Below are 23431 nucleotides of genomic sequence, written 5' to 3' on the forward strand. Positions count from 1 at the left end.
ATTAATTGTCATACTCAGTCAAGATAAAGAAATAAAACTTACAAAAGAATGTGGATTATTTTTTTTAATGTGTTTCTTTTATGAGTTGCCTCAACCGTAGAAGTGATTCCCTAAATGAAAAGGTCATCTCACTCGATATGTATTGAGGATTGTCATTCAACTAGATATTTTTGAAAAAAACAATCATGAAGGCATACTCAATTATTTTATCCGTTTTTAGTATTTGTATTCTATTATTTGGTTTCAAAAACATCAAAATTTCAGAAAACCAAAAGATTACTGATGATCAAAGTAATGAACAGATTATAGAAGGAATTAAAATTAAGGAAGGAATACATGTTCAGAACCTTACGCTATTTATGATTACAGGTGAAGAAAAAATATCTGGTGATATCTATAAAACCTTATCTGAAGCAATGAATAAAAGAGAAGTGACGGTAAAAGAAACAGGAAATGTAAATCAATTACTATTAGATAATAATAGCGATGATTATATATTTATTCATTCTGGAGATATTGTAAAAGGAGGAAAACAGGATAGAACAATAAGTTATGATGTTATTATTCCGCCAAAAGCAAAGAATGTAGAATTACAAAGTTTTTGTGTAGAACAAGGTAGATGGAGACAACGTGGTAATGAAACGCTTTCTTCTTTCGCATCTAATACCAAAATGTTATCATCGAGAGAATTAAAACTTGCAGCAAGACACGAAAAAAATCAGAGTAAAGTTTGGGGAAAAGTAGCGGAACAGAAGGATCGTTTAAATGATAACCTTTCCAGAAAAAATGGAAAAACGGTTAATGTAGCTAATAATGCATCCAATACGAGCTTGCAATTAGCGCTAGAGAGTGACGAATTGGATAGTGCAAAAAAAGAATACTACAACAAGTTTAAGGACCTAATAACAACAGACAATACAATTGGATATGCATACGCAATCAATGGTGAAGTTTATGCAGTAGAGATCTATAATAATCAACGTCTTTTTAAGAATTTGTGGGATAAAATATTAGAATCGATTATTGTCGAAGCTATTAGCGAACAAAATGATAAAGATTATGAGGCTTGTACAATAACAGATGTAACGACATTTATGGATGCAGTTAAAACCGAAAATAAAGGTGTGGTTAAAAACATCAATAAAACAACCAATTTCAGAACAGTAGAGAATAATAAAGGAAATATCGTTTTTACTACTGAAGATACGGATAAGAAAAAATGGATCCATAAAAGTTATATGAAAAATGAAAAGACAAATACTACTCAATCTAAAGAAGATCTTCCTTATAGAAGAATACAACAACGCAATCGTTAGTATAAAACTTTTGTAGAATTTACCGCAACCATTTGGATAAAGTTTCATCTATGTAATAAAAAAGAATCGTAATTATGAAAAATATACTTATCCTTTTGTTAATCGCAATGACAATTTTAAATTGTTCAAATGATGATGATAATGTAAATCCAAACAATTGTGATCTTACAACTTTGATAAGTGCTTCGGAATATATGAATGCACCTTCAGATCAAGTAACCATTAATAGTATAACAATAGCTGATAACTGTTTAAAAATTAATTTTGGAGCGTCAGGTTGTGATGGAAATACGTGGGAACTAGTTTTAATTGATTCTGAGAATGTATTTGAATCCAATCCACCACAAAGAAATTTAAGATTATCATTGAAAAATGAAGAAGCTTGCCAAGCTTTTATTACCCAAGAATTGGATTTTAATATCTCGAATCTACAAGTTGAGGGGAATCAAGTTTTGCTGAATATTACAAACTCTGACCAAACTATTTTATACGAATATTAGAAGATTTTAAAGCAATTTTAGCAATGTTTGATACAGATTAGTGGATACTAATATTCACTTCGTGTTATTTGCAATCGGTTATGGTAATTGTATAACTACTGTTATGCGTTTTTCCTTCATCGAGTTTTTGGATCCCTTCTTTTTCTTCGATGTTTTGGGATGTATCTTCTACGTCAGCATATCCTAACCAAGGTTCTATACAGACATAAGGAGCTTTGGGTTTTGCCCAAATACCAAGATCTGGAAAGTCCTTAAAATCCATAGATAGAACTGGACCTTTGGTTTTATGGGTAAGTGTTGCTTTTTTGGCATTTACATTTTTGAAAATTAAAGCGTCTTGATCAAATAAGGTATCGTTTAACCATATTTTATGATCATTCATGACGGAAATAGTATTCTTAGGAATAAGTCCTTGATCATTTAGAACATAGCTTTTAGAGTTCTCTACATTTTCTAACTCAATATAATAATCCTCATAAGTTTCAGCTGCGTGGAGAGGACAATTAAAAGCGGGATGTCCCCCAACTGAAAAACACAGGGTTTCAGACCCATTATTCTTTATGGTGTGAGAAACAATGAGCTGATTATTGATAAGTTCGAAGCTAATCGTAAAACTGAATTTGAATGGATAGCTACTCATAGTTTCTTCTGAAGAAGATAGTGCGAATGAAGCTTTGGTTGGAGAATTTTGTGTTCCTATAACATTTTTGTTATATCGAATAAATCCGTGCTTTGGTAGTGAATACTTTTTCCCTTTATAAGTGTAGTTTCCATTTTTTAGACCACCAATAATTGGAAAAAGCACTGGTGCTTGACTTGCCCAGATACTCGGATCTCCTTGCCATAAAAACTCGTTATTGTCTTTTTTTGATTTGATACTGGTTAATTCTGCTCCAGTGGTATCGATACTAACAATTAGGTGGTCGTTTTCTATGGTATGGATCATTATGCGTATTATGTTGGTTAATGGTTATTACAAAAGTAAAGAAAGAAGTTACTACGATATATGAATCTATAGAAAAGGTTCTAAAAAACCTATTAATTTTGTTCCATCCGAACTCCATCGGATTCCATGACCGCTTGGTACTCTAATCTCATATACATATTCGTGTTGATAATGATAAAAGATATTCCACCAAGTTTTATTTTCTATAATTTCTAGAATACGTTTTCGTACTTTTTCTTCTTTCTGAGTAGGGTTACCTTTTATCTCTCCCCAAAAATTATCAGTAGATCTTCCGATATGTTTTTCCCAGGCTCTGGTAGCAATACAAATTTGATCATTAAACGGTGTAAAACAACTATCCAATAAGGTTTCTTTTAGAGGAGGAATTGCCTCCTCATTTTTTAAGGTTGCAGAGGTCCATCGTTGTCCAATCAATATCAAAAGATACTCGAACGGAGTTGTTTCTATAGTTTTTGCCCAATCTGTTACTTTTGTATTTTGATCGTTTAGTAAAGTTTCAAAATTATTGAATGCTTGTGATAGTGGAGGAGTTGTTTCTTCATCAAAATGGGGTAGTGGATGTTTATCTGGAACTCCAAACTGATAATAGTGTTCCAGATTTTTGGAGAAAACCTGTAGATGTTCTTTCTGTAAAAAACCACCATACTGTTCCTTCCAGGAATCTGAAAGGAACTGAGTACTGTTTTGTATGGTTCGATGTAGGTTCATTTTAGCTGTCTTCTCTTTTATTACTCTTCCAAAATAGAAACCATTTGTAATTAGTTTTTTCTTTTTTTAGAAAATTAGATTGAGCTTTTTTATTTACCAACTTTTCAATTCGATTATCGGTTTTGTTCAAATCTTCTTCAAGGTTTAATAATAGACTAATGTCAGTATCTAAATTATATGTACTGAGATATTGCTTAGCATAAGTTTTTATATTGATTATTAACTTCTCTATCGAATAAGAACCATAACCAGATAAAATCAAACCTAATTCATCAGAATAGCTATAAAATTGCATTAGAGTTTTATATTCATAATCGTATTCTACATTCAGTTCTGATATTTTGTCAACGATATTAAATATGGATTCTGAATTATCAGTTTGAGTGATTTTTAGGCAATATTTATATAGTGAATAGGTCAAGTATTTTTTCTCTCCCCAAAGTTCATATATTAACTTTTCTAATTCTTTCTTCCAACATTTACCTTTGTAATTAATGGTAATTACTTTGTAAATAAAGCTATTAGTGGATATTTGATCCACATAAAACTCTTGATAAATATTATTTTCGAATTCATCAAGAGTAATTGAATCTAATAGTACTTTGGATATGTTAAGTTCTAATTCTTTCATCACTTTCTATTTCTTCTCTTCACTCTCCACGGTGCATTGATCTGAAAATCACCAGCCATAATACATCCATAAGGCATTACTTCATCAATCACAGTACCTAAACCAAACTTTGACATTTGATCTCTAACCGTAGCAGCATTTTTATAAGCACTTGGCAATTCAGAAATATCAATTTCTTTAGAGTAGAATCTAACATCTAAACCTTTAGTTTCGATGGCAAAGATTTCTTCTCTGGTTTGTCCTTCTTTATTTCTTTTATGTTGCGTTCTACTCATGTTTCTACCTGCTCCATGAGGTGCAAATCCTAAATTATTAGTAGTGGTTGCACCTTCTACGATCAATACTGGTTCTGCCATATTTAAAGGGATTAATCTTGGTCCTGTAATGTCTGGCATAAACCTAGCATCTAATGGTGTAGCACCTTTGGCATGATAAAACAAATCACCTTCTTTAAAGACAAAATTATGCTCATTCCAGTATCTATCTTCAGCTTCGATCTCCAATGCTTTTAATGTAGCATCGTGAATCACTTCATGATTTAGTTTTGTCCATTTTCTGATGGTTTGCAGGGCAGACCAATAGGTTTGACCTTCTTCTGTATCAAAAGGAATCCAAGCATTTTGCTTTAGTGTATCTGGAGATAAATCTCTTCTGAATTTATCGGCGATATGCATTCCTTTTTTATACAATCTGGCACCAACGCCTCTAGATCCGTGATGTGTGATCATCATCGTATTTCCTGTTTTTGCAGAGGTACCTACAAATAAGAAATGGTTACCATCTCCTTGTGTTCCCAGATGTTCTCTGGCCATACTGATATCTTTATCTTCTTTAAGAAAGAAATTAGATTTGAATTCAGCTAATAGTTCATCCTTTAATTTATATTGTTGTCCTCTAGGTCTTCCTCCAGGTCCAAAATGTGTACTGGCGTGCGCTGCATCCAATACTTTTTTAGGATCTGTTTTTCCAAAATCGGTTAACATTACAGAACAACAGATATCGGCACTATGCATTCCTGGATGGATAGCGTTTTTAGCAATCACAACACCACCTACAGGAATGGTTCCCTTAGGACCAGCAGGACAAGCATCTGGCATCACCGCACCATCTACAACCGTTGGAGTTTTCATTAATTGCTCCATAGAAGTAATCACCGAAGTAACATTATCTTCTTCTAGCTCGTTCTCCGCTTTGATATTGATTTTAAAATCTATAGGCGCTTTATGTAATTCCTGGATAGGAGGCATTTTATATTGTTCTAAATATGCATCCATTGCTTCATCAACCAATTGATGTGTATTGATATGTTCAATAGCTTCTGGAAACCATTTCCCAGATCTGAATCCTAAATCGATCAATGTTTTTCCTGTAATGTTTACTTTATTTTTCATGGTATTATCTAATTGATGAAGCAAAGATGAGGCTGCATTGCGCAATAGTTTTGCGTAAATAAAATTAATTATAAAAATTATCTCTGATTTTGACCAATAGCTCATTTACTTTAACCAAATTTGGTCTTTCTATTAAATTTGATTTGTTATACAAAACATCTAAATTTACTTTTAATTCTTCAGCTTTATTAACTAGATCATCATATTCAAATTCTCCATTTTTTATACCTAATAAATAATCTCGATCTGATCTTCGAACATGTACTGTACCTTCTTTTGCTATTTCCTCCGCCATGTGTAATAATCGAAAGGTATGCATCATATTTTTGGTATCATAGTTCTTCCCGTGAGCTACATTATTATTATAGCGTGCTTCATTTCGTTTTTCCACCCAAGTCCAATATTCTTTATATTTTTTGCAGTAAGATGAATATCCGTCGACATTAAAATATAGCATGGCAATTGGTTGTTCTTCTTTGGGAACTGAACTTAGGCAAACTTCATTTGCGTTTTCTCTTGCAATTCCCTGGTATTCTTTTTCCTCACCATAAAATAAATTATAACAATCCTTCATATGTGGGATTTTAACCAATCCGCAGTTAGCAATTTCCAAATCACTTTTAGTCAAAAACTCTTTACATGTTAAAGATTGTTTGTTGGTTCTAATATAGCAGAAATCGATTACAGATTTTCGTTCTTTATCTACCGGATTTACAATCTTTTTGTTAAGTCCTCTGGCTTTTTTGATTTGGGTATATGCGTAATTCGCAAATGTATCTTTACATAGCTTAGATAGAAAGTATTCTATTTTAATTTGATCAAAAATGGGATGTTTCTTTAAAACACACGCTTCTGGAATATTTAATAATTCTAATATATTAGGATTGTTTTTGTATAACAATTCAATAAACTTTCGTAGTTCATAATATACGATATCATTTGTTTCATTATTAATTTGTCCTGTATACTCAAGTGAATAGAATTTTTCTTTAGGTAAGATAAATACACCTCTGATATCTGTGTCCGAGGTAGCTGTATCCAAACCATATGCTCGACTGCCGCTAATACATTCGAATATGATAGTTCCTGATGCTTTAAGTTCTGCTATAGTTTTCATTTTAATATCTAGTGTTTTTACTATTTGATTTACGTCTGGTCGAGTGATTTTTTGAAGCATTTTGGCGTAGAAAAATTATAACGAGACCTATCTTAGATGCATCTCGATACACCGCGCCCAAAAAGCGCGGCACTCGATGTGACGTTTACTCTTATTTTTCAGTGATACTTTTAAACAAAAATGCATCGATTCTTTCGTGATCAGGTTTTCCTGAGGGAAGGGATTTCGCATAGTTGTTATTAGTTGTTATGGTTTCAGATATGAATCGTATTACTTTTTCATTTCTGGTATGTACATAACTTTCATCATTCATAGATTTTATAACTGTTAAGTTTTTAATTTCATCTGCAATATCATCTGAAACTAAAGATAACATTTCACTGAAGACTACAGGAGGCATTGTTTTGTGTTCTAATATCCATTTTCCAGCCAAAGAAGTTCTTAATGCATAGAACAAACTCTTTAATTTAATTGTTTCACTAGCTAACTTCTCTTCATACTTTCTACTCATACTTAAATAATGAAACATACAAGCGATAGGTGAGAAGCACTCGGTAGCGATACTTTTTAGTTCTGAAAGTATTGTGTTTCTCCGAGATATATGATTGGTGAAAACAAATGTTCAATTGCAGGGACATTTGACTTTTTTAGTAGTTGTAAACTTTTACGTAACTCCCATCCCACAGCATCAAAATCTCCATCCATGATATCTATTATATCTCGTTTTTCGGATACGGAAAGATACCATGATAACGATTTTGTATACAGAAAGCGAACATCATAATCACTATCTGGCGATGCAAAACCCCAAGCTCTACTTCCAGATTCACAAGCGAAGTTTATTTTGACTCCGCGTTCTTTTTCTATTTTTTCTAGTTTTGTTTTCATCTTTGTTTCAATTATGGTACAAAGAAGAAATATTTCTGCGCAATCATTTTGCGTAATAAGAAAATGATTTAGATTTTTTCGCTTTCTCTAAGATGGAAACTGCATAGAGTTTTTATTCTAATAATTAATTCCTGATGTATGAATTCTCCCTTTTTATTTTTTTGTCCGAGATACTCTAGGAGTCCTTTTGTATTTATTTTCTCTTGGGATTTCGCAAAATCGTCACTTGTTTTTAGTAAAACGCTTACACAACTTCTTAGATCATTCGTCAATAATAAACCAATACGATCGGCTGATATCTCCATAAGTCTGGAAGTGGCTAACAGCTCACTCTCTTTTTTGTTGTTTGTGAATTTATCTGTAATCTTTTCACCATATTCAAGTGCAGTTTGTCCTTTATCAACTACATTGGTTACTTGGTCTACGCTGGAGAATATTTTTGTGTATTGAGTTATATTTATAAATTTACCGGCAAAGTTACCTAAGGTGCTAACCATAGGAAGTGCGATCAACAATACTCCTGCGAGATCCATTCCTTTGCTTTTAGCTCCACGCCAGATATCCTTAGAAGTGATTCGAGTGTGTTCGAATAGAATATGGGTAAGTTCTAACGTAAGATTAAATTTTAGTTCGTTAGGTGTAAAGTAATATGCATTATTTTTAAGTAAGTGATCTTTTCCTAGGATTAAAAAGTTAGGACTTCCTTCAATTCCAATAACTTCTTTAGAAAAATTTCCATTACCAATATAACACTCCATTTTATCCAATTGCAATTGATACATAAGTTCCTCTAAAATCTGTTGAGCTTCCGGAAAATTGGATGCAGATAGTTTTTCTGAATATGTAGTTACTTCCTTATAATCTGGAGGATTGACTTGAGCAATCATATTTGTAAAGGAATCCAGAAAACTTTTGGCATCCTTGAAACAGTCAGGAACTACCAATTCGAAAAGCTCTTTTTTGCTATATTGTTTTTGAGTATCTGTAGCAGTTTTGTTTACTGGAGTACTAGAAAAAGATTCCTCCATAAATAATGATAAAATATCATTTACTTTATCAACAAAAATCCCTGAAGCAACTAATTGGGTAAGTCGATCCAGAACGAGAGGTTGAAGCCGTGCTAGTTCCAATAATTCTTCGCTATTGGATAATTGTAATGATGTTTTTATTTCGGATAAATCCTCTAATAACTGTATGCGTAGCGGATGACAATCCTGTCCGTCAAGAACATTGGTTTCTGTATCAGAAATGAGTTCTAGGATGCTATCATCTTCTAAGTTTTCCAGTACAAATTCATAAAAAGGAATTGCTTTCTCATATTGCTTTGTTTCTTTTAAGTATTGTAGGTGTTTGATTCGATATTCTTGAGTGTTTTTCGGTGGTTTCTTTTGTGTTATGATACCAGCAATTGCTGCGTCATAAAAAACATCGAGGTTTTTAAGTTTGAAATTATCAACATCTTTAATTAGTAGTTCCAAAAAAGTAATTTGCTCTTTCGGATGGATATTCCAATCATTTAGCACGTGAAATAGTGTATTTCCAAAATCAGTTTCAGAATACAAAAGATCTAAGAAGGATGGTTTGACAACAAGTTGTTCATTGCATTGTTTTTTTTCAAATTGATATACTAATTGTGCTTTTAGATTTCTCTTGAATCGATCTTCTTTTGAAGTTTGATACTGATATAACTTTTCTAAATGCTGAAGGTGTGCTTCTTTTTCATTGTATTTTTCAAAAAGAATATCGGTGTAATACTCAATTCTGTGTGTAGAAGATTGGTTTAATATTTCCTTTAGATCTGCAAATAGGCTATCATTAAATAATTCTGTATCAAAAGATAATCGATCACTTGTAATAGTATCTTTTCCTACTTTTTCATTAATATTAAGTGTGTGTCCTGTTATATTTTCTAAAAGGAAACTCTTATTATCTGTTCCGAAAATTAGGTTTCTTTCTGAAGTGAGTACGAAGTAATAATTATTTTTTTTGTTTATTTCAAAAAGGTCACTTTTTAGATTGGTAATACCTAAACATACAAGACAAACTTCTTGTTTTTGAAGTTTTGCGAGTATATAGTTTTTTTCTATTGGAGATATACTAGTAATATACTCCATTTTTAATTGCTGATGTGTTTTCCAGAAACCATCTTCAAAAAGTTCATTTACATGTGTTAAGATATATGCTACCAGTGTATTTTTTTTGGTAAAAAGATCTATCGGAGTATTGATTTCTTCTTGGGCATCTAAATTAATTAATGTTTTGTTGGCAATTACAGTTAACATATTAGCCTTTTGTGCTATTGCATATTGTGTATAACTCTTTTTATTCTTTTTTGTATCAATAGTAATTTCTGTTTTTACAGATAGTGTACCCTTATCTACTATAACTTGGTATTCTTTTTTAGAAGTTTCTTTTAAGAAATCACTTAATTTATTTTGTAACCCGGATAGTTGAAAATTTGGGAGAATAGAAATATTATATGGCGAAAACGTTGGAATATTGTTTTCTTTTTTGCTACTAAATAAATTGCGCATTTGGATTAAAAACTATTGGTTTAACTACTGTCTGATAAAAATTTTAAGATCTTCACTTTTCTTCATAGCATAGGACAACGACTTGTTACTAAATGATTTTTCTGGTTTATAGTTGGTCAATGATAGTACCTGGGGTAGCTTCATATCCCAAGAACCCGATTTTTTACTGTCTCCTGGAACAATCATTACCACGTGTCCATACGTTTCTGCGGTGTCAATGATCAATGCTAAACCACCTCTATTGGTATGTGCTAATGCCTGATCTATGGTTTCTTGGTTTACAGATCCTAACTGTAACCAGTTCCTAGATCGTTCTGCGATCGGGCGAATACTGTCGTATACTACATAACCTAGTTTTGGATCACTAAACTCGGTAAGTCCAAAGGTTTTAGAAATTGTTTTGGTAATACTGTTTCTACAGTCATTTCGTTCAGTGGCTGTTTTTTTACAGATGATAAAATTTTCTACTTCTATAGCAAGATCAATACTGCTTAGTTTAGTACTAGTCTTGATCCGGTCAGTATTCTTTTTTTTAAAATCGTTGTCTTGATTTTTTTCAACAACTTCTGTTTCATTTTCTGTATCAGTAGTTTTTTGCTTTTGATCATCTTTACACGAGAATAGACAAATGACCAATACGAATAGGGGCAATACTTTTTTCATAGCTGATTAGTTTTAGTGTTATAATGATAGGGAAATTTTTCTTGGGTTCAAAGTGATCTTTTATTCCGGTATCCAATTATTTAGTGTTATGGATTTTTTTTAACTATAAACGAGTAGGGTTTTTTTATAGAAAACTGTTTACTATATAAAAGCGCTACAAAAAGAAGAATGGGGTTATATCTCAATTCATACTCGACTAGTCAGTCGTCAGTGAATATGTTTTAACTTAGAAAACCAGGTTGAGAGACCTGGTTTTTTTTCCTATATAAAATATTAGAAATTAATCTATGAATAGTTGCGTTACTGCTGCAGCGTTTATCGCCCATTTTCGAGTGTAAACTTCGTCAGCTTCTTTTTCATCAGAAACAATTTCCAGGTTTTGTGCTTCTGCCTTAAGCTCTAATAGATATCCTATATTTAGTTTACTATCTAACTTAGTTAATAAAGCTTCAACGCCTTTCATATCTAAATTTTGAACAATTTGCCCCGTATAACTCATCTCTAACCAAACAATCTCTCTAGCTTTTACATCAAGGATACCAAACACCAAACCTTTTGTAAGGCTTTGTGTGATTCTAACCTGATGAATTACACAAGATGGATCATAGGCTACGCCCGTTTTTTGAGAAATTCTCATAGCATGCTTACTATCCATCCAACCTACAACAAGATTAGGAGAAATACTTCCGTTGCTATATGCATTACATGTAAAGGTTACATATTTTGCATTTTTTTCAGAAAGCTTATTTACATCAATTTCTATATACTCTGCAGTACCTACTTTTTCTGGAATGTTAATGATATCACCACTATGTTTACAACCAGGAATTGTTAACTGAGAATACGAACAATAAGCAGAGGTATCTTCATAAGATACGGTGCAACTTAGATCCATATCTAAGTGTTGCGCCTTTAATCCAGTACCCCATTGCATGAACAAGCGTACTTTGTCTCCTTCTAATGGGAAACGAGTTCCCATCAATACAGATGGAAGATCTTGTACTGTTTCACTTCTATCGCCTATCGCTAATGGTATTTTATACAAAGCTTCATCAATAAAAACAGTTTGATTCTCATTCTCACTATTGGCAAACTTCGCCTTAATTATTTCGATGCAGATATCTTCAATCTTGGATTGCATATCTTTTAATTGTGTATCCGTATAAAATTGTAAGAATTTATTTGCCGGAATCATTTTGTTCGTTCCTCCAAGAGGTTTTACAGCTCTTGTTATAGTTTTGTCAAAATAATTTTTAGCGTACATATTTAATGTAAAAATTAAACGAGCTGGTACTTTATCTACGATGTCATTAAAATGTTTTAATGTAATATCCGCTCCAAACCAAAGCATATTAGAAAAAAGCGATCTAGCAAATAAACCAGGACGTTGTTTTAATAACTCGAAGGTTTTTTCTGCATCATATTTCAATCTATAATGATTTACATATCCTTGCCACACTTCATAGGTTTCATTATAGAAAATATCCAATACCTCTGCTAGCTTATCAAATTCTTTTCTCTTACTATATTCTGCTAATCGCAAAGCACGAATCATTCGTACCCAGATTCCTCTTTTAGGATGCATCGTTTCACAGATTTTATCCGATGGTATTTCTAAAGCATTGATCCAACCAGCGACTCTTTTACATTCTTCTCTTGTATATTTAAGCTTTAATGAAGCTTTAGCTTCTAGTTTTGCTTTACTACTTTTATCAGAAGGAAGATAGATATGACTACTATTACCCTTAGCCCTTTTAATAATCGTTTTAGGCTCTATGATTTGTAAAAAACCAGTATGTTTATACCATAAATACCTAAGAATATCATTTGGGTTTTTTAATAATGATTGAACTTCCTTTTCTTTCCCGTTTTGTATCAAAGCATCGATAACAAGCATCGAGGTTTCCTTAATTCCTATAGTTACATTTTTAGGAATTGAGAAAGAGTTCAGTAAACATTGTAAACTTTCTACCTGAGTAGCGTCCAATACTGTTTTTGATGATAAAAGATCTATAAAAAATTTATGAAGATCCTTTTTAGTCCAAAGTTCTAGAACTTTAAGTTTACTACCTTGACCAAAGTTTTCTAATGCTGAAAATTCAAAAGGAGTTCCACAAAAAGGGCATCCGTTATAGCGTTCTAATGGAAAGGTGTTCTCAGGAATCAAGTGTCCACATGGTAATGTTTTACCTTTTCTATCCTTAAAAACATTTCCTAAAAAAGTAGCGATATGATCCCAAACATCTTCGTTAGTAGGAGTATCCCAACCTTTTACTAAAGGAGTCCAGTTTTTATGAACACCTGTAACTTCTTTTAGCATATCCAAAAACGCTAACTTATATGTAGGAGAAGTTGTATTTAATGCTTTTAGTAAGTCTTCAGAAAAACCAAATCCTAGCTTAGCGGCATTAGCAACTAATCCAGCAGTAATCTGGTTAAGCTCCTGTGATTCTTCTGAAATAAGGTTTTCAGGAATGAATACAGCTTGTTGTCGTAAACTGATTTTTAGTAAATCTCTTTTCATTTCATTTTTATTTAAAATTAAACAATTAGGTAATTTTACTTCTAATCTTTATCCTAAGTGTGAAGTAAGAAGTAATTGACCTCAATTATATATGGTAATTCAAATACTTTATAACCAATGCCTTTCTTTCGAAAGGACAGGAATCGAACCTATAGAAGTAAGCATTTGTTGACCATTTTGTGATGCAGGTGGGATTCGAACCCACGACCCTATGGGTGGAAATGGAGTAAGCTTGTTTTGACCAATCTTAAATGATAATTAAAAAACTTTATAAGCCATATGCTCTGAACCACTGAGCTACTGCATCAATAAACAGGTAATTGTAAAAGTTGTTTCAGTTAAAGGTGAATTAGAAGTAACTATTACTTGACCTGTTTTGTTATGTTTAAGAACGTTTTGTTGTTAATTACTCTGCAAATATTTTGTGGTATTGCGCATTGTTTTTGCGTAGTAAAAAATAAAATGATTTTTTTTCATTTTTTTTATGAAAATAGAATGTATTTCGGTCCATAAATGATCCGTTAGCCTTGAGTACATATTATGTTCAAAAACAAAAAAACCAGATTCTTATCTGGTTTATTTAATTTTTGAATATTTGATTTTACCTGAAAACCACGGTTCAATCTGCTTTATAATGTTTAAAAAGCGTCAATTCGAGTGGTTTTTCAGAATGAAATGGAGAAAAATTGTATCGAGAATAGTTTTTTTAGATAGAAAATCATTATTCTCGATACAATCCTCCTTCGTCAGATCACTCGAATTGACGTGATTTTCTTAGATCGAACTTAGATTGAAAACAGTGACATTCACTATTATGCGGTGATTCTTAGCTCATCATATAAAGGGTCTTTTTCGATCATTGTTAATAATTGTTTTTTGACATCAAATTTCTTTTTTCGGGTATATCCCTCTGTATACCCTGTTATTTGTGAAATTTCTTTAGCGGATTTTCCTTCGAAATAAAGAAGCATTAAGTTCTTGTTGTCACTACTTAGTTTTTGAAAATGTTTTCGATATAAATGTTCACGATCTTTATTTTCGATTTCGATAGTGATAGAATCTACTATCTCTTCTTTATTTTCGAAGAGATTGTCATCCGTACTAAGCTGTTGTTTTTTACGTAATCGAGTTCTCCAAATATTTTTACAGATTCCATAAAAATAGGTCTTTATAGGAACGTGAATTTTAAAAAGCCCTGATTTTATTTTTTGATATAGAACTACTAATGCGTCCTGAAAAACATCTTCTACATCCTCAATGCTTCCATAATTCCGAAGAATGTACCCCTGAATATATCTAACGTTATCCCGATAAAAAACTTTTAACACCCGTTCATCCCCTCTAATAATTCCGGATATAATTGCCTGGTCTGTATTCATTTTTCCTGTTACTTTTTTTGTTTATACTGTTCGTTTTTTGACTAGAATATTTAAATACAATGCTACTTTTTTTTGATAGTACAAACATAAATCTACTACGGATGAAGTCCTTACAGATTTCCGTAATTGGAGAGTTTTTTTTGAAAAAAAAAATGAAAGAAATATTTCTCGAGGATCTTATTTAAATTTTGTTTTCGAAGTATAGTAGGTGATTCCGGTTTTCATTGGAATGATAAGTTCTTTTGTAGTACTTTTTTATTGGCACGGCCAAAGGGTTTAATACTCCGAGGCTTGCCTCGAAATTAAAAATCAGTTCGTTTTAATGCCTCGTGGGCTTGCCCCCGAGGTAGTTGACTTGTCATTCTGGCGAAAGCAAGCATCCAAAGTACAAGAAAAGGTTATAAATTAAATAAGGTTGAAGAATACTATAATAACCCCAAATCCTTTACGATTGCTACCAGATGGGTTGTGTTTTTGGCTTTGAAATCATCAAAGAGCTTACTCACTCTTTTGTCGATGGTACTTTCACTATTAGGAGAGATTTTTTGTTTTTTTAATTTTTGTACAATCTCTTTTTTGGTAAACCCAAGGGCCAATTCTTCTAAAAGCATGATGTCAAAATCATCTAGATTGATAATGTTATCTTGATTAGCATCTTTTACTTCTGGGGGGAGTACAATAGTTCCTTTATATACGCCTTGAATACAGTGCACTAGTTCTTTTATGGCATGCTGACCTTTGCATACATAGCCGTTTATATTGAGTTTTTGGAATAACATATTAATTTTATCAGGTCGGCTTTCTTGAGAATATACGATTACGTTGATATCAGGTTGTATTTTTCTAATATCTTGGATGAGTTCTATACCAGAAGTTCTGGTTTGTACTTTATGATTTTCTTTAAAAGAAAGATCAGTAATTAGCAACTCAAACGGTTCTTCATCCTGATGTGCTTTTCTAAATTTTAAATATGCATCATCACAATACTGAGCTTCGTGAATGTTATAAATTTTAACTTCATCGTTCAGTACTTTTACAATACCTTGATTAGCGATTTCATAATCTTCTGCTACCAATACTTTTGTAAACATATTTGATCCTTTTTAACACGGGATTTTAATCTCAGCTTTAAAGCCTTTATCTATTTCTGAGTCAAAGATAATAGTTCCTTTAATAGCTTGAATACGCTTTTCCGTATTGCGGAGGCCATTTTTGGATTTTATTTCGTCTTTCTGGATACCCACACCGTTGTCAGAATACTTTATGATCAATTTCTTTTTTTCATTTTTGAAGACAACCGCCACCAGATCTGCTTGGCTATGTTTCTGCATATTGGTCATCAATTCTTGTAATACTCTGTAGATGGTAATTTTTAGATTTTTATCTAAGGTATCCCAACTAATTTTATCTATACCTCTAAGAATAAGTTTGATATCATTTTTAGTATAATTAGTTAGCATATCTGTCAATTCCTCTAGATAGGTTTCATCTACCTCGAACTCACTATTTTCTCTAGAAATATCTCTGGCTTTGGTATAAGCGGTATTTAGTTTTTGGGTGATTTGTGGATCGTGCGGATCGTTTTGATATTGCATCATCACCTGAAAAATATCATTCCCAATTTCATCGTGTAATCGTTTAGAAATCCTGGTTTCTGTTTCATAAGCTGTCTGGAATTCTACAATTTTGTTTTGTTGCGCCAGATAGCGGGTTCGTTGTCTGGAAAAATAAATCAAAAAGCCGATAAATGTAATCAGCAATATGATACCAAGAAAGTAGATGGTATTTTGATTTTGGATTTCTATGATTTCCTTTTTTCTCTGTAGATTTTCTTTTTCTAGGTTTTCACTTTCGAAACGTATTCTGGCAAATTTATCTCTAAATAGATTATCTCTTTTGGTCAGACTATCGCTTAATTTAATATACTCCATAGCATATCTTCTTCCTTCTTCTGGAGGCGAAACTTGTGCCAATAAATCATAGGCCTGTAGGAGTTCTGCGTTCTCATTGATTGTAGTAGCGGCTTGTTTGGCTTTTTCTGCAAAATCTTGGGATAATTTATTATCTCCTTTTGATTGGTAATATTCGGTTAAATGTAGATAGCTAGTTGATAATCCAACTTTGTCATTAATACTATCTCTTATTCTGTATGCTTTGCTAAATAAATAGAAAGCACTGTCATTGTTTTTATTAGCCAGAAACTTTACATAGCCTAGGTTATCAATGTAGCGGGCATATCGTTTAGGTCTATTATTTAAAAATTTTGTAAAAGATAAAGCTTTGTTATAATATTTAATTGCCTTGTTATATTTTTTTTGAGATTTAAATGCGGTACCTATGTTATTATATGAAATTGCTCTATAAAGTGTGTCTTTAAGAGAATTTCTTGCATATTGCATAGCCTTTTTGTGGTATTTTATACCATCTTCATACTTTTGTAGTTGTTTGGATATTATTCCAAGGTTATTATAAGATAAAGGTATATATTTCATATCACCCGACATTTTAAATTTTTGAATAGCTTGTATTGTAAATGCCTCACTTTTATTATAGTCTTTTACTTTTCTGGATAATTTTGCCAAGTCAATTAAAATTTTACCTTGAGGATAAGCGTATTGAATAGAGTTGTATCTGTTTCCCCTATCAAAAGAATTATACATCTTATTAGCTTTAAAAAAATAATAATAGGTGCTATCCAAAATTTGTTTCTCTCTAAAATAAATCCCCAAATTGGAATATGCTTGTGCGATACCTAAGGAATCCAATGTGTTTAATGAAAATTCCAGAGCCTTATAATTTAAGTTTTTATAAGTTTTATATTCCTTTAAAGAATAATATGTGTAAGAAATTTCATGATAAGAATTTATTTTCAAGCTATTGACAGGTAGGTCTTTAACAATGCTTAATGCCTTTTTGAGAAACGTTTTTCTCTCTTTAATGGTTTTGGAATAATCGTTTGCATTTTCTAGGTAAGTATCAATTGGATTGGTTTTGGGTTTTTTATTTCTCAAGATTTGTTGATCCTGATTACAGCTAATTAAGATAAAGAAAAGGCACGTTAATATTTTTAGCAATCTCAAAAGCTTCATATAAATATTAATTTGATGGCTAATGTAAATAATTTAATGATTATAAATAAAAAATGGGAAAAGGGTTTATTTTTGGATAAACCCTTTTTTAAAAGTGTTCTAAGCAATTACTAAGTTATTATTTGCCTGGATCAACATCTTCATCATCATCTTCAGTGAGAGAAGTTGTCTCCACTTCCTCAACTCCAACTTCCTCTTGGAGAGTAGGAGGGTCGCAAGAAACGAGGTTAAGACCTAATAAGACGGCTAATAGTAAAAATTTTAAAGTTTTCATGTTGTTAGTTGTTTGATATTCCAATTGTTGGGGTACGCCCATAGGTTGTAACCCCAGCTAGTATGTGGATTCATACCTAGTACCTATGGGAAATAATCAATAGGGTTGGGAAAGTGATCCTATTACAGTTGCGATACCTTACTTTCCCCTTTTCGGGTAGCGGCAAACTGTAGTTCGATAGATTCCGTGTGATATATCAGATTGTTAGTTAGGATCTGGTAGATCTACGTGAGTCTTCGATAGGCTCAGATTGACAAAACTAATTTTGTAACCTTGTTTCAATAAGCGTCATAGAAAATAATGACAGATAATGCTCGATAAGTGTATCTTGTACTCTTACAATAAGTGATTTATTAGGTAGCTGTTTTAAAAAGTTTTTAGAGTTCCTTCTCCTTGGGGAGAAGAGACTTTTACTTTGATAAAATTGCAACCAATTTTTACGATCACTCTTTGTAGCCTACAAAATCTAAACTATATGCGAAGTATAGCTATCTGTTACTAGCACTTTACGAATGTTCTTACTAAGTAAATTCAGTGCTTTTTCCAGTTCTGTCATACCGTTTACACTTGGCATTTTTTCTGGAGTAGTATTAACAACCGAAGTATGTAATCCTATTCCATCGAAGCCTTCAAATGCATCGGCTAACAGATAATTTCTGATCTCCTGCTTCTTTTTAGAAAATTGATTAAACTTCATTGTAGTATTTTTTAGTTGTTAATTAAATGATACACAATGCAAAAATTTGCAAGGCGTATTCGAAATCTTTATTTGTTTATTATTTATAGTACAAATATCTGTCTGCAGTACGCATTCTTTTTGCGTAGTTAAAATTATTTATTACTTTTTACAAAATTTTTAAAATGGCTTCTAATAAAAATGCATTAATCCGATATAAGACAATTGATCAATGTCTGCGTAATAAGTTTAAGCAGTGGGTTTTAGACGATCTTATTGAAGCATGTTCTGATGCATTATATGAATATGAAGGAAAAGATGTATATGTAAGTAAAAGAACTGTGCAGTTGGACATACAGATGATGCGTAGTGATAAATTAGGGTATAATGCACCCATAGAAGTGTATCAGCGTAAATATTATCGATATGCAGAAGAGGATTACAGCATTATGAATATCCCTGTCACGGATCATGATATTAAGATTATGAATGAATCTATACAGATATTACGCCAGTTTAAAGATTTTTCGCTGTTTAAAGAAATGAATGGAGTCATAGAACGATTAGAAGATTCTGTATATGCAACTCAGAAAGATAACATCCCAATTATTCATTTAGAAAAAAATGAACAACTAAAGGGGTTAGAGCATATCGATAGATTGTATCATGCCATACAAAACAAACAGGTATTGAAGATTGCGTACAAGTCTTTTAAGGCAAAGGACGAAACTGAAATTAATATCCATCCGCAGTTATTGAAAGAGTTTAATAACCGATGGTTTTTATTAGCCATAGGCCATAAACGAAAGATGTTGACCACTTTTGCTTTAGATAGAATCGAAAGTATTCATAATTCTGATGAAGATATTACGTATATCGATCAGCATGTTGATGGTGATGTATATTATAAAGATGTGATTGGTGTTACGGTTTCGGAAAATGTAGTTCCCGAACTGATAAAATTTAGAATAGATAATCGTAATGCTCCGTATGTGGTGACAAAACCATTTCATAACTCCCAAGAAATTTTATCGCAAGATGAGAGAGGGGCAACTTTTAGTATTAGAGTGCAAATGAATTTTGAGTTAGAGCGATTAATTTTAGGCTTTGGAGATAGTATCGAGGTATTACAGCCAGAACGATTGCGTGACAGGATTCATACCAAGTTAAAACGGGCATTAGGAAGGTATGAATAGTATTATTTTATAATCTGTTTTGCATTATGAATGAAATATTGCATAAAAGGATCCATTAGATATATCGAATTAATTTTATCCAGTGCATCTACTGACTTTTCTAAGCAGGGCTTTTTAACTTTTTTTTCACCAGAATGAATTTGTTGTATAGTTACTAGTTTTTATAAATGGAAAGAGCTTCTTCAAAAAAAGTAACTCCATTATTTTTATTTACATCTGTAACGGGTAAAATAGCACCTTTAAAACCTTCGTTTTTCCATTCGCCAAGAGATAACGATTTAAAGTTTGCTGTATCTACACCATCGTGACCCTGATACGCACTTATATAGAAATAATATTCACTATGAGATTCATCAGGAATTGCTAAACCTAATCCAATGGCAAGACCTGCTTCGTCTTCTAAAGGAGCGAAAGCTCCGGTATCGAAATGATGAGGCCATATTCTAATTTCAGAATCTAGTTTATTTCTATCTAGAAATTCTCTTAAAACAGTATGTGCTAATATTCTTTGTTCTTTTAATTGCTGAAGCGTTGAAGCATCTTCTAATTTGAAGACATAGTCATCCTTTATTTGATAAGGAAGTTCATAGTGAATGTCATAAGAATAAGGAACAGAGGTATTACTATTATTCGCCATTCTATTGATCCATTGTATCACTTCAGCATGTGTTGTACCATCTAATCGCAAGGTGCTTTTAGAACTAGCGTCATTCCATTCTAATGTAAAAAGATCATAGCTAAGAGAAAGGACAATTGGTTTATTGTCTAATTTCCTTGTATAAAGTGTTTCTTTTTCTACTGAAAATCCAAGATTTGTATGACTATCATCATCTTTTTTATCTACAAAACTTATTCCAGCTGCCGCTAGATATTGAGCTGCTAAATGCATTTGAGTTGTCATATTTTTGGTTTAGTTAGTATGTGTCAGTTATCGTGTTTTAAAGTACACCAGCATAATTGATATTGGTTAGTTTATGCATATCCCGATCAAAAGTTGATAAATCATCGTGATTGAATTTCGAAATATCATCGTATCCACAGGCTCTTGCAATAACTTTAATTAAGTTGTTGGTTGCGTCAAAATAATTGTGTAATTGCTTTGCCGAAGATTCAATAATCAATCTACTTCTTAACGATTCTTTTTGCGTAGCAATGCCTACTGGACAATTGTTACTTCCACATGCGCGCATTCCTAAACAACCGATAGCTTGTAAAGCTGAATTAGATACAGCAATAGCATCAGCACCAAGCATCATTGCTTTTGCAAAATCCTCTGCGATTCTTAATCCTCCAGTGATAATTAAGGTAACATCTGTAGCGCCCACTTGATCAAGATATTTTCTAGCTCTGGCTAAGGCAGGAATTGTTGGTACATTAATATTATCCCTTAGAATTGTAGGAGCGGATCCGGTTCCACCACCGCGTCCGTCTAAGATGATATAATCCACACCAACATCTAAAGCAAACTGGATATCTTTCTCGATATGACTGGCGGCAATTTTAAAACCAATTGGAATTCCTCCGGTTCGTTCCCGTACTTGTTCGGCAAAAGCTTTGAAATCTTTCACACCATGAAAATCTGGAAAGGTTGCAGGTGAAATAGCAGTTTCTCCTGGATTTAAACCTCTAACTTCTGCAATTTCTTTACTTACTTTACTCCCTGGTAAGTGACCACCTGTACCCGTTTTTGCTCCTTGCCCACCTTTAAAGTGAAAAGCTTGTACTTTATCTAATTTATCCCATGAAAATCCAAACTGTGCGGACGCTAGTTCATAAAAATATTTAGTATTGCTTTCTTGTTCTTGTGGTAGCATGCCTCCTTCTCCAGAACAAATTCCGGTTCCAGCCATTTCTGCACCTCTGGATAAAGCAATTTTAGCTTCTCTAGAGAGTGCTCCAAAACTCATATCACTTACAAATAAAGGAATATCTATATGCAAAGGTTTTTTTGATTTAGGACCAATTACTACTTTGGTAGCTACTTCTTCATCATCTAATAAAGGCCTACTTGCCAATTGCGCAGGTAAAAATTGAATATCATTCCATTTAGGCAATGTATTTCTATCTACACCCATAGAAGCCGAAAAACCGTGATGCCCTAAATTTTTTAATCCGTTTTTAGCAAGCTCTTTAATGTATCCAGTATAAGGTTCTGTGTCTTCTGGATGTGTATCTGCATAAGCTCCTAGATATTCATCTCTGTTAAAAGGTTGTGGTTGATTTGCCAAATACGCATCGATTTCTTTTTCATCTACATATAAGTTATCTCCATCAATCTTAGTACTGAACTTATGTAAAACCTCTTTATTGTTATACTCAGAAATACCAGTATCTACTCTATAATCCCAACCGTGTACTCCACAAATAAGATTATGCCCATCAACATGTCCATCCGCCATCAAGGCACCTCTATGAAGACATCGACCATATAGTACAGATATTTCTTCATCAAACTTGACAATAACTAGGTCTAATCCATTTACTAAGGCATGCGTAGGTTGTTTGTTTTCTAAATCACTGATTTTGGCAATTGATACAGGTTTTTTCATAGGTTGTTTCAGTTTTTTAGATGTTAGTTATATGAGATTTATTTTTTAATTGATCCGAACAAGTATTTTATTTGTCTTAATAATTTAAGAGAACTTTTGTAAATCTTTTCTAGTAGGTTTTCATTAAAGAGCAATACAATTAGTCTTAAATTTACCAAGTTTCCATCGTACTTCCGAATTTTACTAGTAAAACTTTAATGCAGACTGTATATAATTATTGGATTAAGGTTCATATAGAGTGTTGTAATAGATAATTATATTGGTATAACAACCTATGTCTCTTTTTATATCCCCGATGGTAAGATACTAGCAGCTTATGATAAAAATGGAAAAGTCTTAGATACTATATAAAAGTTTGAAAATGTGAAGCTGCCAAGAAATGTTATAGAGTTAGTAGCAAAGAGATTTCTGGGTTGGGTAATTTCAAAAGATGTTTATTTAGTTAACTATCACAGCAAAAAAAGAGTCATTAAAATTATAAACTTAGACTACAAAGCGGAAAAATATATAAAGATCAAAACAGATGAGTTAAGTGAATTTCTGTAAATAGAAAGGAGCCGTATGAAATCCATACAGCTCCTTTCTAACTATTTTCCTAGCATCAAAAACTCATTACAAACGACTTCTGTGATGTACCTTTTATTACCCTCTGTGTCATCATAACTACGCGATGTAAGTTTACCTTCTATAGCTACTTCCTGGCCTTTGTTTACATATTTTTCAATGATTTCTGCGGTTTTCCCCCAAGCGACAATATTGTGCCATTGTGTATCAGTGATTTTATCACCTGCTTTATTATAGTAGTAATCGTTTGTAGCGATAGAGAATTTTGCTAATTTTCTTCCAGAATCTAGGTTTACGATTTCTGGTTCTTGTCCTAAATTTCCAATTAACTGTACTTTGTTTTTAAGTGTGTTCATGATTTTAGTTTTTAAAAGCCTGTCTATAACAGGGAGATTAAAGAATTGATAATATCGAGTTCTTATGTTTTTCGATGATGCAAACTTAGAATCGGATGATCTCTAGATT

At 32.4% G+C, this 23431-nt stretch carries 20 protein-coding genes, 1 tRNA gene and 1 pseudogene; 3 read left to right on the forward strand and 19 right to left on the reverse strand.

Translation table 11 applies throughout. The features are described from left to right. Window positions 1-185: 185 nt before the first annotated feature. Window positions 186-1316 (forward strand): ARPP-1 family domain-containing protein, encoded by a 1131-nt coding sequence (locus D1818_RS18480; protein WP_118460557.1) that lies wholly within the window; start codon window positions 186-188, stop codon window positions 1314-1316. Between the two features lie 74 nt (window positions 1317-1390). Continuing rightward, a complete protein-coding gene (locus tag D1818_RS18485) occupies window positions 1391-1816 on the forward strand; it encodes a hypothetical protein (RefSeq protein ID WP_118460559.1) in 426 nt (141 codons plus the stop codon). Between the two features lie 64 nt (window positions 1817-1880). On the opposite strand, the gene D1818_RS18490 is transcribed toward D1818_RS18485, so the two are convergent. The 16 genes and pseudogenes from D1818_RS18490 to D1818_RS18560 all read right to left on the reverse strand — a co-directional run bounded on the left by D1818_RS18490 (window position 1881) and on the right by D1818_RS18560 (window position 18678). Next, window positions 1881-2762 (reverse strand): aldose 1-epimerase family protein, encoded by an 882-nt coding sequence (locus D1818_RS18490; RefSeq protein ID WP_233558517.1) that lies wholly within the window; start codon window positions 2760-2762, stop codon window positions 1881-1883. Window positions 2763-2828: 66 nt separating this feature from the next. Next, entirely contained in the window at window positions 2829-3491 is a 663-nt protein-coding gene (locus tag D1818_RS18495; protein ID WP_118460561.1) for a hypothetical protein, read from the reverse strand. Window position 3492: 1 nt separating this feature from the next. Further along, window positions 3493-4122 (reverse strand): hypothetical protein, encoded by a 630-nt coding sequence (locus D1818_RS18500; RefSeq protein WP_118460563.1) that lies wholly within the window; start codon window positions 4120-4122, stop codon window positions 3493-3495. Beyond that, complete coding sequence (locus tag D1818_RS18505) at window positions 4122-5513, reverse strand: RtcB family protein (RefSeq protein ID WP_118463925.1); 1392 nt, start codon at window positions 5511-5513, stop codon at window positions 4122-4124. Before D1818_RS18505 ends, D1818_RS18500 begins: the two co-directional genes overlap by 1 nt. 64 nt (window positions 5514-5577) lie before the next feature. Further along, on the reverse strand, window positions 5578-6630 hold the full coding sequence (locus D1818_RS18510) for a DNA polymerase beta superfamily protein (RefSeq protein WP_118463928.1): 1053 nt from the start codon (window positions 6628-6630) through the stop codon (window positions 5578-5580). A gap of 151 nt (window positions 6631-6781) precedes the next feature. Next, window positions 6782-7518, reverse strand: a pseudogene (locus D1818_RS25950) (DNA polymerase beta superfamily protein). Between the two features lie 68 nt (window positions 7519-7586). Then, complete coding sequence (locus D1818_RS18525; protein ID WP_118460569.1) at window positions 7587-10052, reverse strand: hypothetical protein; 2466 nt, start codon at window positions 10050-10052, stop codon at window positions 7587-7589. 24 nt (window positions 10053-10076) lie between these two features. Next, entirely contained in the window at window positions 10077-10715 is a 639-nt protein-coding gene (locus D1818_RS18530) for a hypothetical protein (protein WP_118460571.1), read from the reverse strand. 280 nt (window positions 10716-10995) lie between these two features. Beyond that, window positions 10996-13239, reverse strand: a complete 2244-nt coding sequence (locus D1818_RS18535) for a hypothetical protein (protein WP_118460573.1) — start codon at window positions 13237-13239, stop codon at window positions 10996-10998. 180 nt (window positions 13240-13419) lie between these two features. Continuing rightward, window positions 13420-13546: transfer RNA gene (locus D1818_RS25480), tRNA-OTHER, on the reverse strand. Window positions 13547-14051: 505 nt separating this feature from the next. Next, window positions 14052-14618, reverse strand: coding sequence for an RNA polymerase sigma factor (locus tag D1818_RS18540; RefSeq protein ID WP_118460575.1), 567 nt, complete (start codon window positions 14616-14618; stop codon window positions 14052-14054). Window positions 14619-15043: 425 nt separating this feature from the next. Then, the gene (locus D1818_RS18545; RefSeq protein ID WP_118460577.1) at window positions 15044-15709 is read right to left on the reverse strand and encodes a response regulator; all 666 of its coding nucleotides are present in this window, start codon (window positions 15707-15709) and stop codon (window positions 15044-15046) included. A 12-nt stretch (window positions 15710-15721) separates the two neighbouring features. Next, entirely contained in the window at window positions 15722-17122 is a 1401-nt protein-coding gene (locus D1818_RS18550) for a tetratricopeptide repeat protein (RefSeq protein ID WP_370449374.1), read from the reverse strand. Between the two features lie 83 nt (window positions 17123-17205). Beyond that, window positions 17206-17355, reverse strand: a complete 150-nt coding sequence (locus tag D1818_RS25955; protein WP_370449375.1) for a DUF5989 family protein — start codon at window positions 17353-17355, stop codon at window positions 17206-17208. 470 nt (window positions 17356-17825) lie between these two features. After that, complete coding sequence (locus D1818_RS18555; protein ID WP_118460581.1) at window positions 17826-18023, reverse strand: hypothetical protein; 198 nt, start codon at window positions 18021-18023, stop codon at window positions 17826-17828. 424 nt (window positions 18024-18447) lie between these two features. Then, on the reverse strand, window positions 18448-18678 hold the full coding sequence (locus D1818_RS18560) for a hypothetical protein (RefSeq protein ID WP_118460583.1): 231 nt from the start codon (window positions 18676-18678) through the stop codon (window positions 18448-18450). 164 nt (window positions 18679-18842) lie between these two features. Here D1818_RS18560 and D1818_RS18565 point away from each other — a divergent pair, with 164 nt between their 5' ends. After that, a complete protein-coding gene (locus tag D1818_RS18565) occupies window positions 18843-19853 on the forward strand; it encodes a YafY family protein (protein WP_118460585.1) in 1011 nt (336 codons plus the stop codon). A gap of 154 nt (window positions 19854-20007) precedes the next feature. On the opposite strand, the gene D1818_RS18570 is transcribed toward D1818_RS18565, so the two are convergent. From D1818_RS18570 to D1818_RS18580, 3 genes are all read right to left on the reverse strand, one after another. Further along, window positions 20008-20754, reverse strand: a complete 747-nt coding sequence (locus D1818_RS18570; protein ID WP_118460587.1) for a hypothetical protein — start codon at window positions 20752-20754, stop codon at window positions 20008-20010. Window positions 20755-20791: 37 nt separating this feature from the next. Next, entirely contained in the window at window positions 20792-22402 is a 1611-nt protein-coding gene (locus D1818_RS18575) for a glutamate synthase-related protein (protein ID WP_118460589.1), read from the reverse strand. Window positions 22403-22989: 587 nt separating this feature from the next. Continuing rightward, complete coding sequence (locus D1818_RS18580; RefSeq protein WP_118460591.1) at window positions 22990-23322, reverse strand: single-stranded DNA-binding protein; 333 nt, start codon at window positions 23320-23322, stop codon at window positions 22990-22992. Window positions 23323-23431 lie beyond the last annotated feature (109 nt).

The organism is Aquimarina sp. BL5 (assembly GCF_003443675.1).
Classification (GTDB): domain Bacteria; phylum Bacteroidota; class Bacteroidia; order Flavobacteriales; family Flavobacteriaceae; genus Aquimarina.